This is a genomic window from Corallococcus exercitus (assembly GCF_042231735.1).
Lineage (GTDB): Bacteria > Myxococcota > Myxococcia > Myxococcales > Myxococcaceae > Corallococcus > Corallococcus exercitus_B.
In genome coordinates this window covers 3,452,492-3,469,082 of the sequence record NZ_CP102577.1, presented here as the reverse complement: position 1 = coordinate 3,469,082, position 16,591 = coordinate 3,452,492, and the positions used below count along the sequence as shown (strand labels likewise).

Annotated in this window: 18 protein-coding genes; 12 read left to right on the top strand and 6 right to left on the bottom strand. The window is 70.0% G+C overall.

Translation table 11 applies throughout. The features are described from left to right. The first annotated feature begins 8 nt into the window (after positions 1-8). Together NR792_RS13310 and NR792_RS13305 are read left to right on the top strand one after the other, a co-directional pair. A complete protein-coding gene (locus tag NR792_RS13310; protein ID WP_014398120.1) occupies positions 9-359 on the top strand; it encodes a helix-turn-helix domain-containing protein in 351 nt (116 codons plus the stop codon). A 153-nt stretch (positions 360-512) separates the two neighbouring features. Further along, complete coding sequence (locus NR792_RS13305; protein ID WP_375760418.1) at positions 513-1,289, top strand: TetR/AcrR family transcriptional regulator; 777 nt, start codon at positions 513-515, stop codon at positions 1,287-1,289. A 38-nt stretch (positions 1,290-1,327) separates the two neighbouring features. On the opposite strand, the gene NR792_RS13300 is transcribed toward NR792_RS13305, so the two are convergent. Further along, positions 1,328-2,386, bottom strand: a complete 1,059-nt coding sequence (locus NR792_RS13300) for a peptidoglycan DD-metalloendopeptidase family protein (RefSeq protein ID WP_375760417.1) — start codon at positions 2,384-2,386, stop codon at positions 1,328-1,330. A gap of 315 nt (positions 2,387-2,701) precedes the next feature. Here NR792_RS13300 and NR792_RS13295 point away from each other — a divergent pair, with 315 nt between their 5' ends. The 9 genes from NR792_RS13295 (at position 2,702) to NR792_RS13255 (ending at position 9,127) form a co-directional block, all read left to right on the top strand. Continuing rightward, positions 2,702-3,214 carry a hypothetical protein gene (locus NR792_RS13295; protein WP_375760416.1) on the top strand — a complete coding sequence of 171 codons (513 nt, stop codon included), beginning with the start codon at positions 2,702-2,704 and terminating at the stop codon, positions 3,212-3,214. A 16-nt stretch (positions 3,215-3,230) separates the two neighbouring features. After that, a complete protein-coding gene (locus NR792_RS13290; protein ID WP_375760415.1) occupies positions 3,231-3,995 on the top strand; it encodes an endonuclease/exonuclease/phosphatase family protein in 765 nt (254 codons plus the stop codon). Positions 3,996-4,161: 166 nt separating this feature from the next. Continuing rightward, positions 4,162-4,635 carry a phage holin family protein gene (locus NR792_RS13285; RefSeq protein WP_375760414.1) on the top strand — a complete coding sequence of 158 codons (474 nt, stop codon included), beginning with the start codon at positions 4,162-4,164 and terminating at the stop codon, positions 4,633-4,635. Beyond that, positions 4,625-4,855: a DUF3618 domain-containing protein gene (locus NR792_RS13280; RefSeq protein ID WP_207056058.1), complete on the top strand. Its 231-nt coding sequence runs from the start codon at positions 4,625-4,627 to the stop codon at positions 4,853-4,855. The genes NR792_RS13285 and NR792_RS13280 overlap by 11 nt, the downstream gene beginning before the upstream one ends. Positions 4,856-4,909: 54 nt before the next feature. Further along, positions 4,910-5,104 (top strand): hypothetical protein, encoded by a 195-nt coding sequence (locus tag NR792_RS13275; protein ID WP_120527523.1) that lies wholly within the window; start codon positions 4,910-4,912, stop codon positions 5,102-5,104. 27 nt (positions 5,105-5,131) lie between these two features. Beyond that, on the top strand, positions 5,132-5,512 hold the full coding sequence (locus NR792_RS13270) for a hypothetical protein (RefSeq protein ID WP_375760413.1): 381 nt from the start codon (positions 5,132-5,134) through the stop codon (positions 5,510-5,512). A gap of 53 nt (positions 5,513-5,565) precedes the next feature. Beyond that, a complete protein-coding gene (locus NR792_RS13265; protein WP_375760412.1) occupies positions 5,566-5,874 on the top strand; it encodes a hypothetical protein in 309 nt (102 codons plus the stop codon). Positions 5,875-5,979: 105 nt separating this feature from the next. Further along, positions 5,980-8,079: a MopE-related protein gene (locus tag NR792_RS13260; RefSeq protein ID WP_375760411.1), complete on the top strand. Its 2,100-nt coding sequence runs from the start codon at positions 5,980-5,982 to the stop codon at positions 8,077-8,079. A gap of 100 nt (positions 8,080-8,179) precedes the next feature. Further along, positions 8,180-9,127, top strand: coding sequence for a hypothetical protein (locus NR792_RS13255; protein WP_375760410.1), 948 nt, complete (start codon positions 8,180-8,182; stop codon positions 9,125-9,127). Positions 9,128-9,133: 6 nt separating this feature from the next. Here NR792_RS13255 and NR792_RS13250 read toward each other — a convergent pair whose 3' ends face one another. Beyond that, entirely contained in the window at positions 9,134-10,000 is an 867-nt protein-coding gene (locus NR792_RS13250; protein WP_375760409.1) for a hypothetical protein, read from the bottom strand. Between the two features lie 108 nt (positions 10,001-10,108). On the opposite strand from NR792_RS13250, the gene NR792_RS13245 reads away from it, so the two are divergent. Then, positions 10,109-12,715 (top strand): CHASE2 domain-containing protein, encoded by a 2,607-nt coding sequence (locus tag NR792_RS13245; protein WP_375760408.1) that lies wholly within the window; start codon positions 10,109-10,111, stop codon positions 12,713-12,715. A 20-nt stretch (positions 12,716-12,735) separates the two neighbouring features. On the opposite strand, the gene NR792_RS13240 is transcribed toward NR792_RS13245, so the two are convergent. From NR792_RS13240 to NR792_RS13225, 4 genes are all read right to left on the bottom strand, one after another. Beyond that, complete coding sequence (locus NR792_RS13240) at positions 12,736-13,803, bottom strand: alpha/beta hydrolase family protein (protein WP_375760407.1); 1,068 nt, start codon at positions 13,801-13,803, stop codon at positions 12,736-12,738. A gap of 17 nt (positions 13,804-13,820) precedes the next feature. Continuing rightward, positions 13,821-14,183, bottom strand: a complete 363-nt coding sequence (locus NR792_RS13235) for a ferredoxin (protein ID WP_375760406.1) — start codon at positions 14,181-14,183, stop codon at positions 13,821-13,823. 172 nt (positions 14,184-14,355) lie between these two features. Further along, a complete protein-coding gene (locus NR792_RS13230) occupies positions 14,356-15,120 on the bottom strand; it encodes a NuoI/complex I 23 kDa subunit family protein (protein ID WP_375760405.1) in 765 nt (254 codons plus the stop codon). Positions 15,121-15,147: 27 nt separating this feature from the next. After that, on the bottom strand, positions 15,148-16,590 hold the full coding sequence (locus NR792_RS13225) for an NADH-quinone oxidoreductase subunit H (RefSeq protein ID WP_375760404.1): 1,443 nt from the start codon (positions 16,588-16,590) through the stop codon (positions 15,148-15,150). Between the last annotated feature and the right edge of the window lies 1 nt (position 16,591).

Sequence of the window (16,591 nt, the reverse complement as noted above, 5' to 3'; positions counted from 1 at the left end):
AGTCTTTCGTGTCGGATCTCGGAAAAAGAATTGGCCAGCGCATTCGCGAGCTTCGCACGCAGCGCCCGGAGCGATGGACGCAGGAGGAGCTCGCGGAGCGTGCGCAGATCAGCGTGTCCTTCCTGTCGATGATCGAGCGCGGTGAGCGTGTTCCCCACGTCGAGACCCTGGCGGCGCTTTCCAACGCCCTCAGCGTCAGCCTCGGTGAGCTCTTCACGGGCACCGAGCAGACCCCTGCCCAGACGGAGGACCTGCTGCGTCCCCTGTCTGACTTCGCCCGCGCCCGTGGCCTCAACGCGCGCGACGTGGACCGCCTGCTCGGCGTGGCCCGCGTGATGTTCAACGGCTCGGCGGCCTGAGACCCCTCCCGGGGAGGGACCTTCCCCGTGCGTACCCCTTCCGCCCGCCTCCCCCTCGGCGTGGCGGAGGGCCCCACGTAAGGATTGACCCCGGGGCCCCGCGTCCGTAGCGTGGTTGGCTGATTCTCGAATCAACCAGCCGTGGGAGGACGCGTGGGCCAGCAGAAGACGGCGCCAGAGAACGGGACGCGGGAGAGCGAGCGTCGCCGCACCATCCTGCGGGCCGCCATCGACGTGTTCGCCCGCAAGGGCTACCACGGCTGCCGCATCGCGGACGTCGCCAAGGAGGCGGGCGTCGCGTACGGGCTCGTCTACCACTACTTCAAGAACAAGGACGAGCTGCTGGAGACCGTCTTCGAGACGGGCTGGAGCGGCTTCATCTCCCGCGCGCGCGCCGTCGCCGAAAGCGAGGGGCCGCTGGTGGAGAAGGTCCGCCGCATCGCGGACGTGGCCTTCGAGGCCTACCGCGTGGACCCCCGCGCGGTGAAGGTGCTCATCCTGGAGATTGCCCGCTCACCGGCCGGCGCCCGCATCAACCGGCAGACGGCCTTCGTGGACGTCATCCGCCTGAGCGCGCAGATGTTCACCCACGCGAAGGAGGCGGGGGAGCTGCGCCCGGACGTGGATCCGCTGCTCGCGTCCGCGCTGCTCTTCGGCTCCATTGAAATGGGGCTCACCGCGTTCGTCGTGGGGCTCGCGGACGCGCGCGACGCGGCGATGCTCGAGCGCGCCAAGGCGCAGATCGCCGACTCCTTCCTCCACGGCGTGCTGCTGGAGGGCGCGTCCCTCAAGGCCGAGCCCGCGAAGCACGAGCCCTCGAAGTCCGAGCCGGTGAAGCACGAGCTCCCGAAGGCCGAGGCCCCTCCGGACGTGCCCCCGCAGAAGCGGGAGAAGGCCGCGCCGAAGGCCCGGGCCCCCAAGCGCGGCTGAGCCTCGCGGGCCCCCAAACCTGGGGACCGCGCGGCGCGCTACGGGTTGCCCAGGCCGGGCGCGTTGGTGGCCATGCCCGGAGCTTCCGGGGCGCCGGTGAAGTCCAGCTTGAGCAGCGTCTGGCCATCCACCCACCGGTCATCCGCCTTCACGCCCCAGTGCAGGTGCGGGCCGGTGACGCGGCCGGTGCTGCCCACCCGTCCCAGCGCGTCGCCCTGCTTCACCGTCGCGCCGTCCTTCACGTCGATGCGCGACAGGTGGAAGTACGCGGTGTAGAGCCCCGCGCCGTGGTGCAGGAGCACGGTGTTCCCGGACGCGTAGTTGTCGCGCACCAGCACCACCGTGCCGTCGTTGGCGGCGACCACCGGCGAGCCCGTGGCGCCGTCCAGGTCCACGCCGAAGTGCTGCGTCTGCAGCTTGCCGTTGAACGAGCGGCGGTCGCCGAAGGGCGCCGTCACGGTGGCCTCGCGCGGCCATGCGAAGTTCTGGCCGAACAGCGGCGCCTGGAAGGGCTGCGCGAACGCCGCGGCGAACGCCTTTCGGTCCGCCTCCATGCGCGCCTTCACCGCCTTGGGCGGCGACACGTACTTGTTGGCCACGCGCAGCTCGCGCTCGCGGAAGCCCGGCGCGCCCACGTTGAGCACGCCGGACAGCAGCACCGGCAGGCCGCGCCCGGAGGCCGTGACGTCCACCGGCACGCTGCCCTCCGCCTGCTCCACCGGGAGGCTGGTGAGGGCCGCGTAGCCGTCGTTCCACGCGAAGAAGCGCAGGGGCCGGCCCGCGAGCGTCCCCGTGGGGAGCGCGGACGCGCCGCTCACCGTCACCAGCACCGGGTCGCCCGGCTTCGGGTGGGTGGGCTGGAGCGACAGGCGCGGCCCGTCCACGGGCTTCACCTTCAGCGGCGCCAGCTCTCCCTGGACCACGGCGCCCGGCGTGGGCGCGCCGGGGGCACGGGGGCCGGACGCGGCCGGGGCGCCCGGCACGCTGCCGGTCACCACGGCGGAGGACGCGGCGGGCGTGGCGGCGAGCGCCGGAGACCCGGTGGCGAGCAGGGCGAGGACGAGGACGCGGGAGGGGGCAGGGGTCCGGGCGGGCATGGGCGGTTCTTTACACCACGCACGCGCGGAACCTTCCCGGACCGGCGTCGGGCGTGTTGGCTGTCTGCTTCTCTGCCCGGAAGGGCTCGCCTGGATGCCATCTGCTTGACGGCTGGCCGCCCCTCACGGGGGCGAGCGCCGGATGCGTGACATTGTCGGTACTTGGGTGCCCCTGGAGGCGAAACGGTGTTCCTGGCCGGACGCGCGGCAGGCAGGCGTGCCGCTTCCTCGCGCGTCAAGGAGTTCCGGACGGCGAGGGGCTCCCTAGCTTTCCCACATCAACGCATCGCATCGACTTCGAAAGGGAGGGCGCGCATGCCTCGCTCCTACAGCTTCGACCACTTCCAGGTTCCCAAGACGCTGCCGGTCCAGAAGCGCAGCCTGCGTCAGCGCGACAAGGAACAGCTGGCCCAGTCGTCGCGGGTGACCGTGGACAACCACGAGGGCATCCACTACGGCAAGAGCCACGCGCAGACGGAAGAAATCCTCATGGCGCGCAAGATGGAGCTCCAGCTGGAGGAGCTGGCCCGCCCGGAGGCGGACGCCAAGTTCTCCCACGGCCCGGTGTCGAAGGTGAGCGGCGCCGCGAAGAAGCAGCGCAAGGCGGCCGCGTCGCCCATCATCGGGACGACGGCGCCCATCGGCGCCCTGCCGCCCACCCAGGAGCGTCCGCCGCAGGGCCGTCTGCCGGACCTGCTCGACGAGGCGCGCCGGCAGCTCAAGGCCATCCAGACCGGCGTGGGCGACGTCGCGTCCGCCGTGCAGCGGCTGGCGACCCTGCCCCTGGAAGCGGCGCGGCTGGCGGCCCGCCGCATCATCCCGGCCTAGGGAGGGCGGACCGAGCGTGGAGCTGACCCTGGTCTCCTACAACATCCACTCCGGCATCGGCGTGGACGGAGCTTTCGACCTGGAGCGCGTGGGCGCGGTGCTCCGCGAGGTGAACGCGGACATCATCGCCCTGCAGGAGGTGGGGGACTTCCGGGGCAAGACGCCCCGGGAGGACCAGCCCGAGCACCTGGCGCGGATGCTCGGGATGCACATGGCCTTCGGCCCCAACGTGGTCCGCAACGGCCGCCGCTATGGCAACGCCATCCTCAGCCGGCTGCCGGTGCTCAAGTCGAAGAACTACGACCTGAGCGTGCAGGGCCGTGAGCCACGGGGCGCGCTGCGCTGCGACCTGGACCTGGGCGACAGCCAGCAGCTGCACGTCTTCTGCCTCCACCTGGGCCTGTCCGTGAGTGAACGGCGGCGGCAGGAGTCGCTCCTGCTGTCCGCCGACCTGCTCCGCGACGCGGCCCGCAAGGACCCCATGGTGGTGTGTGGGGATTTCAACTCCTGGGGCAACGGGCCGGTGTCCTCGCTGGTGCGCGAGGCCATCCACGACGCCGCGTTCGAATTGGGCGCCGCCGCGCGCACGTACCCCACGCGGCTGCCCCTGTTCCGGTTGGATCGCATCTACGTGGACTCGGGCGTGCGGCCGGTGTCGGTGACGCCGCACCGCTCGCCCTTGAGCCGTGTGGCGTCGGACCACCTGCCGCTGGTGATGCGCTTCGAGGCCCCCATCTCCGTGCAGCCTCCCGTCGCGCCTCCGGTGCAGCTGATCGGCTAGGGCGAGCGCTTGCGCTAGGCTCACCCCTGTCCGGGGGTTTCTCGCGTTGAGTGGCCGACGCTGGCGAACGCCGGACAATTTCCTCGCGGCGCGGTTGTCGCGGGGAGGTGGGGTGCCTAGGTTGGCGCCCACGCGCACAGGGACGTGAGCGTCGGCCGGAGAGCGCATGCACGTGGGCAGTGAACAGACGGATCGCGGCGTCGCCGCGCTCGTCGGGCGCATGGCGGACGGCTTCAGTCGGTTGGTGACGCAGCACCTCCAGCTGGCGCGTGTGGAGCTGGCGGAGGACGCGAAGGCCATGGGCCTGGACGTGGCGAGCATCGCCGTGTTCGTGCCCTTCCTCCTCGTGGGTTACGCCTTCGTCTGCGGGGCGCTGGCGGCCGTGCTCGCCCCGTTCACGGGGTGGGCCGGAGCGCTCGCCATCGTGGGCGCGGCGAACCTGGTGGGAGGCGGCCTGGGCATCCTTCGCGCGGTGAAGCGGATGAAGACGCGCCAGATGATGGATGACAGCGTGAGCGAGCTGTCGCGCAGCATGGCGGTGCTCACCACGGCCCGCCCGCAGGTGCCGGCGGCGCCCGGGGTGAACACGCTGAAGGACACGACGGGAATGGCTTTCAAGGAGCCGCGGGATGGCCGCTAGCAATGGACACCTGCCGCGCACGAGCGCGGCGCTTCGCGAGGAAATCGAGCGCACCCGGGCCGACCTGGCCACGTCGGTGAGCGCGCTCCGGGTGGAGGTGGCGGAGGTTACCGACTGGCGTCAGTGGGTGCGCAAGCATCCCTACGCCTGCGTGGGCGGCGCCTTCCTCGTGGGCTACCTGGTGGGCTCGCGGCGCTCGGACGAGCGCCGGCGGGGCTGAGTGCAAAGACTTCAAGACGCAATCGGAATCACGAACGCACAGCAGAGGGCTTCCATGGAAATCAATCCGCAGCAGATGGCAGACCGGGCGCGGCACCTTCAGGAGCAGCTGCCGAACATGGACGAGGCGCGGCAGAACCTGGTGGACCTGAACCGTCAGGTCGTCGGGTTCATCAAGGCCAACCCCGGCACGTGCCTCCTGGGCGCCATCGCCGTGGGTTTCATCGTGGGCCGCATCGCCTCTCGCTAACCCGTTTCCTGGAAAGGGAGCACGGACATGAGCAACTATTCGGGAACGACGGGCAACGGCACGGCGGCGCACGGTGAGGACGCGGGCTTCGGCCAGCGCGTGGATCAGCTGGGCTCCGACGCGCAGCAGTTCATCGACAACGCGCGCACCGCGGTGGCGGACCTGGGGCAGTCGCTGGACCTGAAGGGGCGCGTGGAGCGCAACCCCTATGGCACGCTGGCCATCGCCGTGGGCGTGGGCTACGTGTTGGGCGGTGGCCTCTTCACGCCGCTGACCGGGCGCATCCTCAAGCTGGGCGTGCGGCTGGCCGCGCTGCCCTTCGTGAAGGATGAGCTCCTGGGCATGGCGGAGTCCGCCTTCCAGGGCTACCAGACGGGTCGTGGCACGCCGCCCTCGGGCAGCGTCTAGGATTCGAGCGGCAACCCGCGTCTTTCCCCCGAAGTCATCTCACGGAGTCGGACATGCTGAGCCTGAAGGACTTGAAGAAGCTGGACAGGGACGACGTGCTGGACCTCCTCGGCCTGGAGACGCGCCGCACGACGGCGGAGTCTGCGCTGCCGGCGCTGGGCATCTTCGCGGCCGGCGTGCTGGTGGGCGTGGGCGTGGGCATGCTGCTCGCGGACAAGCCGGGCACGGAGCTGCGCGGCGACCTGCGCCAGCGCATCCAGGGTGGCCAGGACAAGCTGGCGACGGCCATCAACAACGCGCGCGGTGGGGACACCCAGCAGGGCGCGGGCTCCACGGTGCCGCCGGGCCAGCGGACGACCTGATTCCAGGGCGTGCGTGAAGTGCACAGAGGGCCTCTTCCCGCGCGAGTGGGGAGGGGCCTTCGTGTTTGCGCGGGGTGAGAGGGGAATGGCGTAGGATTTCCGGCCATGTCCCGTTTCCGCGTGCTGTGGGTGTCATTGTTGGGGTTGGCCCTGGTGCGGTGCACCGTGCCGTCGCTGGAGGACCTCTGGAGGGAGAAGGGGTTCTGCGCGGTGGGGGATGAAGACTGCGGCATGTTGCGCATCCGGGTGGATGCACAGGGATTCGAGCCCGGGTGTCTGCGGATCACAGCGCGCGAGGCCGAACGCGACGCAGTGCTCACGATGACGGTCCCGTACAGGGGAATGGCGCGGGCGGGCAGGCCGCTGACGCAGGGGTTCTCTCCACCAAAGGACTGGGGACTGCAGGGCACGGTGTTGGTCGATGCATTCGAGCAAGGCTGTGATGGGGCAGCCGTGGCGAATCAGCAGTTGGGATTCGTATTGCGTGAAGGGGACGTCTCCGACCTGGCGTTCTCACTGAGGGCCACGGATGCAGACGGGGATGGCTACGTCAGCGCGGGGTCGGGCGGCACGGATTGCAACGACACGCGCGCGGAGGTGAATCCCGGAGCGGCGGAACTCTGCAACCGCCAGGATGACAACTGTGATGGAGTGAGTGACGAGGGGATGCATGAGGGCGAGCCGTGCATCGCCAGCAACGAGTGCACAGGCGTCATTGCATGTGGCCAAGGTGGGGCAACCATCTGCTCAACCCCGGCTGCGCAGTTCGCCTGGGTTGACGAAGATCACGACGGACACGGTGATTTAAGCAAGGGTCAGGTGACAGTGTGTTCGAGCGCATTGCCCCCAAACCGACTGCCAACCACCGCTCCCCATGATGACTGTCTTGATACGAATGCAGGCGTGTACCCGGGAGTACCCGAGCGCTGCAACGGGCTGGATGACAATTGCAATGGAGATAGGGACGAAGGCTTCTTCGTGGGTACATCCTGCGTAGACAACGGCAGCGGCTGTCATGGGGCCCGCGCTTGTGATGCGACAGGAACCGGCACGCTTTGTCAGCTCCCCGCCACTTTCCCCACTTGGTATCCAGACGACGACGAGGATTCCTTCGGTCAAACGGATGCAGGGGTCGTGGCCTGCGCTCCGCCCAATGAGACCTTCGTGTCCCAAAGCGGTGATTGTGACGACGGAAATCCTTTCATCCATCAAGGCGAGCGCGAACTGTGTGACTCGCAGGACAACAACTGCGACGGAACGGTGGACGAAGGGACCTGCGCACAGGGCAGCCCTCGTTGGAGTGGGCAGAACATCGGAGACGGAGGAGTGCGGTGGTATGGCGTGTCCCAATATCCCGACGGCGGAGTCTGGATCGTGGGCTCGCAAGCGGCTCGAGCGGTCAAGAGGCCGGGTGAAACCGCGTTTACGTTGATGAACGACGCATGTACTTCCACCTCCACGCCATCTGATATCTTGAGTGTTTGGGCTCATCCGAACGGCTATGCGTTCATGATGGGCAATGATACAGGGCTCATCATGTATCACAGCAATGCCGGCGGTTGTGGCACTCGACGGTTGCTGGTGGGATCGGCTTCCTATGGCAGCGCGATCCATGGGTTTGCCTCAGGCTTCGCGGCGGACCTCCACGGTGTCTCAACAGACTCGAATTCACCGGATGCGTCTGTCTCGGGTGTGTTCCAGGTTGACGGTGGAACTCCTCCGTACATTGTTACCCGGGTTGTGGGGCAGGGGCCGCTCCGCAGTCTGCACGGTCAGTCCCTGGATACGATGTTCGCGGTAGGCGGCGGTGATGCAGGAGTAATCTACAGGTATTCCAAGGACGCCACGAATTGGATAGCTGATACCACGGTCCCCGCGTCGCCGCCTTTGGTTGACGTCCGGGTGGTCAATTCCCGGTTGGCCTACGCGGTGGGACATGAAGGCACGCTCCTCGCCTGGAATGGCGCGTCTTGGAGCCGCCTCGGGTCCCCCTCTGGCGAGAACCTTACCGACGTGCTCGCGTTCGGGAAGAACGCCATTTATGTGCTCAGTGATAAGGGTAAAGTGTATAGGTACAACGGGCGGCAGTGGACCTCCCAGCCGTTCGTAGGCCCTGTCTATGATATCGAGGGCACTAACCCAGAGGACATCTGGATTGTGGGTTACCCGGGGATCGTCTTCCATTATCCCGCGTGGCCGCAGTGAATTGGCCCCTGCACCGGGAGCACGCACCGTGAGCGCTGCGAAGAAGGGCCCCCCGAAACATTCCCCGCCGCCGGACGCGCCGAAGCATGATGCGCGGTCGATGCGTCACGACACTCCCGTGGATGTTCCCGCCGTGGATGCCTCCACGTCACTTCCCGTGCGAAACACAGACACGCCGTGGGCCTCCGGGCCCGAGGGCGCGCTGGGGCAACTGCGCGCGCTCGAAACACTGGAGGCCGCCTACGACGCCTGGGCGGAACTGAAGCGCGAGCACGCCGCCTCCGTCATCCAGTTCCGGGAGGAACAGGTCCGGCTCACGCAGCAGGGCTCGTTCCTCCTGGGCGCCGTCCGTGCCGCGGGCATGGACACCGGTTCAACAGCTCCGGGCCTCCAGCAGCAGGGCGCCGCCAGCGACTTCCTCCGCGACGCGGAAGCCAAGCTCGCCAAGGCCCGTGACGCCGTCTCCCGGCGCGAAGCGGAGAGCGAAGCCCGCTACCAGGCCGCGTTCACGGAGGTCCGCGCCACGCTCCTGGACCGCGTCCAGCGCTACCTCCAGCGCAGCCGGCCGCACCTCACGCTGCTCCTGCGCCGCGTGGGGGCTGAACGCTCCATCCTTCACGTCGCGCGCGTGCAGCCGGATGAGGCCGTCCTGCTCTGCTACCTCCTCACGCAGCGGGTGCCCTCCCGCTACGGCTTCCTCTTCGACGACTCCACCGAGGACCTGTCCCTCCCGCCCGCGCCGCTCTACGCGGAAGAGTCCATCCCCTCCGACGCCATCCGCCCGGACGCGCCGGGCCTCCTGCGCGTCATCGACGCCAGCGCGGACGTCCTGCCGCTCAAGGGCTTCATCCCCCTGCGCGTGCCCAGGCCCGGGGGAGGGGAGGACTTCTTCCGCCTCCTCCAGCGCGGTGCGGTGATGGAGGTGGAGATCGCGGACGGGCCGGACTTCCGCAGCATCCTCACCCGCGAAGAGTCGGAACGCTTCGCGGGCCACCTCCTGCGCCTCAAACTCGAGGAGCGCATCGGCCTGGACATCGAGGCCGGGTAGACGCGCTCAGTTCGTCCGCACGATGCCCACTTCCGCGGTGCCCGCCAGGACGACGCTGCCCAGGAAGAGGTTGTCGGACTCCGGGCCGCCCATGCGCACGGCCTGGAAGATGACCAGGTAGGTCTGCTTCGGGTTCGGGAACGCCGTGGCGGGAATCGTCACGCGCGCATCTCGGAACGTCGCGGGCGTCGCCGCCAGCTGGAGGAACTCCACCGGCGTCGTCGGCACGTTCGAATAGGTGGACTGGCCTTTCTCCCCGTTCGCAGCCAGCGGCACCACCGTCACGAAGCCCAGCGTGCGGTCCTGGTTCGGCGGAGGCGCCGGCCGGTCAAACGCGAACGCCGTGTTCGCGTTGATCCGCACGAAGCCCTCGGCCGGGTGGAACGCCTCGATGGCCTCCTTCGTGGGCGAGTCCTCCACCCGCGCCTCGTACTTCGTCCCGCCCTGCTCGGCGAAGAATGAGTACGTCGCACCGGACGTGTACTTCAGGTCGTCCGTGGAGTCGCTCGTCACGCCGTAGCTGCCGCCACCCTGGCCGTTGAGCGGGACGCCCGCCGCGCTCCCCGCGCGCAACGTCACCGTGGCCCCGCTCAGCCCCTCCGGCTGCGCGTTCTCCCCCTTCGTCGTCCCGAAGAACACGAACGCCGCCGTCTGCCCGGGGAAGGACACCACGTCCCCTCCGTCCGGCCCGCCGTAGGTCCCCGCGTCGTAGCCCGCCAGCGCGGACGCGGACACGTCCACCTGCGGCGTCGCGAGCAGGGTGCCCACCATCACGTGGTCCGCCGTGAGCTGGTGGGTCGTCTTCTCCAGGTCGCAGGCGAGCGGCGACAGCACGGACACGGTGGCGAGGGCGGACAGCAACAGGCGTTTCATGGGCACTCTCTTGCGCAGGGCACGGATGGACAGCTGACAGCGGCCAACCATACCGCGCGTGTTGACCCATAGGCGCGGGGCCCCGGCGGGGTATCCTGCACGCCGCTCGTGCAACGCCTCCGCATCCACTCCTCCGGCCGCCGCTTCCTCCACCGGCTCGGCTTCTCGCTCGTCATGGCGGCCCTGTTCGGCTGCCTGCTGGGCCTGCTCGTCTCCCAACGCGTCACGGGCCCCGCGCGACCGGAGGACACGCCCGCCCCCCTGCTGTCGCCCTCCGGCTTCATCGACGGCATCTCCCACTGGCTCGACGGCGGCGAGCGCGTCTTCTACGACTGGCGCATCCGCCAGCTCGGCGAGGTCTCCGAGCGCTCCGACCGCGTGGTGCTCGTCTCCATCGACGACGACACGCTCGCCGAGGCCCAGCAGGGCCCCCGCGCGGAGATCGCCGCGTACCCGTGGCCGCGCCAGGTCATGGGCGGCATGGTCCACCGGCTGATGGAGGAGGGCGCCTCCGTGGTGATGCTGGACTTCGCCTACCCGGAGCTCAGCCCCCGCGCCTGCGTCACCCCCACGCGCACCGGCCGGGGCGCCCTGTCCCAGGACGACGACGCGCTCCGGGCCCTGCTGGACCAGGACCCCGGCCACTCCGTGCTCGCCTTCCGCTGGGGCGCCGAGGGCACCCGCACGCTGCCCCCCACCGGCCGCCTGTGGCCTTACAGGGTCCGCCTGGGCAGCTACCCCGGCGTCTCCGAGGCCCGTGCCCGCGCCCAGTCCGTGCTCGCCCTCCAGCGCCCCGCGTTCCTCATCCCCGCCGGCAAGGGCCTGGAGGTCTGGGCCGGCGTCGCGGACGAGGGCGAGGGCCGCAGCCTGGGCGAACAGCTGGGCACCACCGCCGCGTCCATCCAGGAGCGCCGCGCCGCGGACGATGCCTTCCGCGTGGCGCCCTCGGACCTGTTCCTCGCCCTGGCCTCCGTGCAGGTGCAGGGGCTGGACCCCGAGAAGCTCCTGGAGGTGCGTCAGCTCCAGCACCCGGTGACGCCGCTGCTCAGCCCGGCCAGCGGCTACGGCGCCACCACGCTGCCCGCGGACCCGGACGGCGTGGTGCGCGGCGTGCCCCACCTCGTCGCGTACAGCCCTCGCGGCGGCGAGCGCTACGTGCTGCCCTCGCTGCCCCTGGCCGCCGCCATGCGGCTCGCGGGCACGCAGAAGCTGCGGTACGCGGACGGGCGCCTGCACATTGGAGACAAGTACTCCGTGCCCATGGACGCGGCCGGCTACAGCCTGCTGCGCTGGGAGGCCCCGTCCGCCACCCGGGGCGCGCGCGGCCCGCTCGCCCGCTCCATCCGCGCGTGGAACGTGCTGCTCAACCTCTTCGACACGCAGGAGGCGCGGCCCGCCCGCTTCGACCATGACCTGGACGGCCGCGCCGTCATCCTCACCAACACCAGCAGCTACGCGCCCGAGCGCCGGGTGACGCCCATCGGCCCGGGCATCGCCAACGGCGCCGTGCTGGGCCAGGCGCTCGCCAACATCCTCGCGTCGGACGGCATCACCCGCGCGCCGCCGAAGGTGGACATGCTCGCCACCATGGGGCTGGCGTTCATCGGCGCGTTCCTGGCGCTGTCCTTCAGCTGGCTCTTGCGCTCCGTGGGCGGCGCCTTTCTCTTCGTCTGCGTGGCCGTGGCCGCGGGGGCGGGCTACGTGGGCGCGGCGGGGTACGTCTTCGTCCACGACAAGCTGTGGATTGCCGTGGCCGGGCCGCTGTGGTCCGGCGGGCTCGCGTTCCTGGTGACGACGCTCTACGCCTTCCGCACCGAGCAGGACGTGCGCGACTTCGTGCACAGCGCGCTGGGCCGCTACGTGAGCCCGGAGGTGGCGCGGCTGGTGGCGCGCGACGTGAGCCTGATGAAGCCGGAGCGCCGGCAGATGACGGTGTACCTCTGCGACATCGAGGGCTTCACCCGCCTGTCGCAGGCGCTGCCGCCGGAGCAGCTGGTGCCGCTGCTCAACACCTTCCTCACGGAGATGACCGCGGTGGTGCGCGCCACGGTGGGGCAGGTGGACAAGTACATCGGCGACTCGGTGATGGCCTTCTGGGGCGCGCCCGTGCGCACGGACCGCCACGCGCACCTGGCCTGCGAGGCCGCGCTGAAGCTCCAGGCGGTGCTCGCGCAGAAGCAGCCCCTCTGGGAGAAGCAGTTCGGCCACCGGCTGGCGGTGCGCGCCGGCATCGACACGGGCGACCTGCTGGTGGGCGACATGGGCAGCGAGCTCAAGTCCCACTACACCGTCATGGGCGACGCGGTGGGCATGGCTGGCCGGCTGGAGGCAGCCAACAAGCAGTACGGCACCCAGGTGCTGGTGGGGCAGGCCACCGCCCAGCTCGCCAGCGACGCCTACGTCTTCCGTGAGGTGGACCGCGTGCTGCTGCGCGACCAGGCCCAGCCCGTGCGCGTGCACGAGCTGCTGGGCCGCCGGGGCGAGTTCTCCCCGGAGAAGCAGGCGGGCATGGCCCTCTACGAGAAGGCCCTCATCGCCTACTACGCGCGCGACTTCCTGGTGGCCCAGGAGCTGTTCCGCCGCTGCACCGTGGAGCACGGCGACCCGGTGGCCCGCGTCTACGTCCAGCGCTGCCAGCGCCTCATCCAGACGCCACCGCCCGCGGACTGGGACGGCGTCATCCGCTGGGGCCGGCGCAGCACGGACGCGCGCTGACCTCCGGGCGGCCCTTCACTTCAGGGCCGCGTCTCGACCCGCAGGGGCACGCCGAAGCGCGCGGTGAAGAACTGGAGGATGTGGGCGTGCTCGAAGGCGATCTCCTCCGGGCGCTCCGTGAGGTGCGCATGCTCGGGGACGATCATCAGCGACGCGTCCTGGCCCCGGGCCTGGAGCGCGCGCACGAAGACGTCCGCGTCCGACAGCGACACCTTGGGGTCCCTCGCGCCGAGCATCAGGGCGATGGGCGCCTCCACCCGGTCCACCCACGTCACGGGCGAGATGGCGCGGAGCCGCTCCGCGTCCTTCTCAGGATCGCCGTACTCCTCTGCCCGCGAGCCGCGCAGCTCCGGCGAAGTCCGCGCGAGGAAGGAGGCCAGGTCCGTCTTGGCGGCCAGGGCGAAGCCCGCGTCGTAGCTGCCCGCGAAGCGCGTCATGCCCACCAGCGTCTGGTTGCCCCCGTAGCTCCACCCGAGGATGCCCAGCTTGGGCACCACCCCGTCGCGGGTGAGGCGCTGGCGCAGGCAGCGGCTGGCGGCTTCCAGGTCCGTGGCGGCCGCCACGCGCAGCGGCCCGTTGTCCGCGCGGGCCCAGTCCTCGGAGCAGCGGGTTCCCCTCACCGCGGGCTCCGCGTAGATGAAGCCCGCACGGAGGAAGAACTCCGGGCGCCAGTGGTACTCCGGCCGGGGACAGCCCGTGGTGTAGAAGGCGAGCACGGGACACCCTCGCTCCTGGCACGCGGGCGGCACCCGCACCTGGATCCGGAAGCGCACGTCGCCGTTGTCACACGCCAGGTCCTCCACGGGCGCGGCGCTCCAGCGCAGGCGCTGCCCGGAGTCCGCGAGGATGGCCGCCAGGGTTGCTTGCAGCGCCGCATCGGGTTCGACGCGGGGATGGCGCCGCAGCAACGCCTCGCGGGAGTCGCCGTCCCGGACGAGCGCCGCTCCCACGACGCGGGGGCTGTCCGCGTCCGCATGCGCGCCCAGGACCCGCGCGGGAGCCGGGGCCACGGGCCGCGAACACGCCCCCAGCGCCAGCAGGCCCACGAGGCCGGGCAGGAAGAGGGAGGAGGGGAGGGCACGGCGCACGGACCACCTCCAGCGCATCAGTCGTCGTCGCCGGAGTCCGGCTGGCCGAACAGCTCGCGCACCGGCACGTCGTCCTGGATGTGCTCGGCCACCACGCGGCGCATCTTCTCCGCCGTCATCCCGGAGTAGTACACCTCTCCGGGCCACCCCATGAGCTGGTAGTCCTCCGGGGACAGCGGGTCGCGCTTGCGGCCCGTGTCCTCGCGCACCACCACGTTGGGCCCCATGTGGCAGAAGCCGTAGCAGCCGCCCCGGTACAGCTCGCAGCGGGACTGCAGCCCCTTCTCCGCCAGCGCCTCGCGCGCCGCCACGTGCACCGCGTCCGAGCCGCCCTCGCGGCAGCTGGCGCCCTTGCACACCGACATCCGGTAGCGCTTCACGGCGGGGCTCCCCGTGCCAGGCCGGCACCATGCGCATTGAAGAGCTGCAGCATCACCACATGCCCCCAGAAAAGGCTTCGGCCCGCCCTTCCCCTGACAGCGGGAAGAGGGCGGGCCGGGCTTGCGTGCGGAGGGGCGGGAAGGCCGCCCCCCGTGGCGCGGAAGGACGGGACTACTTGATGAACTTCGTCACCTGGATGGGACCCTGCTGCGTCACCACCGCGTGCCCGGCGCCCGGCTTGCCGTGGGCGGCGTGGCCCGCGCCCAGCTGCTTCGCGTGGCCATGGGCGTCGTGGCCCTCGTGTCCCTCGCCGATGCGCGTGTGCGCCTCCTTGTGGACGTGGTGCGGCTCCGTGGAGCTGTCGCGCTTGTTCCAGGGGTCGGACGGGTGCGACACGGCCGGGCCCTTGAGCAGCTTCGGGATGTCGTAGACGAAGTTCTGCCGGTTGTACTCGGACGGCGTGTGCATGTACGTGTCCATGCGGATGGCGTCCTTCGGGCACGCCTCCACGCACAGGCCACACACGATGCAGCGCAGCTCGTCGATGACGAACTGGGTGGGGTACTTCTCGATGACCGCCGACTCGGAGTCGGTGCCCTCGCGCTCGTACTCCCCCGCCTCGATGTAGATGCACTGCGCGGGGCAGATGGTCGCGCACATGTAGCAGGCCACGCAGCGCGGCTTGCCGTCCTCGCGCGGCACCAGCCGGTGCAGACCGCGGTAGCCCTCCGGATAGATGGGCTTCTCTTCCGGGTACTCCACCGTGGTCATCAGGCTCGTGCCCGTGCGGTCCACCACCTGGGGGTTGGTGTCGCGCGTGCCGAACATGTTGCGGAAGAAGTGCTTGGTCGTGATGGCCAGACCGCGCAGCAGCTCCGGGATGTACATCCGCTCGCGGACGTCCGTGCGCGGATCCTGGGAAGCATTGAACGCCATGGTGTCTTGTCTCGCTTCCGGACCGCGCTAGTGCGCGCCCGCCGGGGAGTGGGAGTGGGGGTCCGCGTGCGCCGGCAGGCCGTGCGCATCGTGGCCGTGGCCGTGGGCGTCGTGACCGTGGCCGTGCGCCGCGTCGTGCGCGCCCGCCGCCTTCGCACCCGTGGTCATCGTCAGGGCGACAAAGAAGCCGATCTCCAGCAGGCCCACCACGCCCAGCGCGCGGAGGGACGGATCCCACAGCACCAGCGCGCCGCTGATGAACACGTTGGCCAGGCCCACCGGCAGGAGGATCTTCCAGCCCAGGTTCTGGATCTGATCGTAACGGAAGCGCGGGAAGGTCCAGCGGATCACCAGCTGCACCCAGATGAGCAGGATGACCTTGATCCAGAACACCGTGCCCAGCAGCGTGCCGTACACCCAGCCGTGCTCCTGGAAGAAGGGCTGCGCCGCCAGCCACTCGCCGCCGAAGGGCAGGTGGTGACCGCCGAAGAAGAGCGACGCCGTCACGCCGGCCAGCACCACGACCTCCACGAACTCGGAGATCATGAACATGCCGAACTTCATGCCGGAGTACTCCACGAAGTAGCCGATGATTTCGGACTCGCCTTCCGGAGCGTCGAACGGGGCGCGCTTGGTCTCCGCGAAGGACGCCACGAAGAAGGCGATGAAGCCCAGGGGCTGGATGAAGACGCCCCACGCCGGCAGGCCCAGGTCGAAGCCGCCGTCGGTGCGCCACAGGTACTTCGCCTGGCCGGTGCCGGACACGAGCGCGTTGCCCACGTCACCCACCAGCGTGGGCAGCTGCACGGAGGAGAAGGCGAGGAACAGGCCGACGAGCGACAGGCCCAGCGCGACCTCGTAGGAGATCATCTGCGCGGAGGCGCGCACGCCGCCCAAGAGCGCGAACTTGTTGTTGGAGGACCAGCCGGCCAGCGACGTGCCGTAGACGGCGAGCGACGCGATGGCCAGCAGGTACAGCATGCCGAAGTCCGGCGTGGCGACGACCATGTCCACGGTCTTGCCGAACACGTTCACCGTGGGGCCGGCCGGCACCACCGCGAACAGCGCGAACACCGGCGCGAAGGCGAGGATGGGGCCCAGGTTGAACAGGAAGCGGTTGGCGGTGCCGGGGACGAAGTCCTCCTTGGTCAGCATCTTCAGCACGTCGGTGATGATGTGCGGGATGCCGCCCAGGGAGCGGTTGGACAGGCCCGGGATGGCCAGGCGCGCGCGGTTGGGGCCCACGCGGTCCTGCATGAACGCGGACCACTTGCGCTCCGCCAGCGTGAGCAGCGTCGCGGTGATCATCACGAAGACGAGCATCAGGAAGATGATGTTCGTCAGGCGGCTGGCACCCTCGAAGAGGTACTCCTCCGCCAGGTAGCCCACCAGATACGCCGAGGCCACTCCGCCAGCGACGGCGAAGACGATGAAGGCCATGGCGAACAGCATGGTCAGGATGCGGCTCATG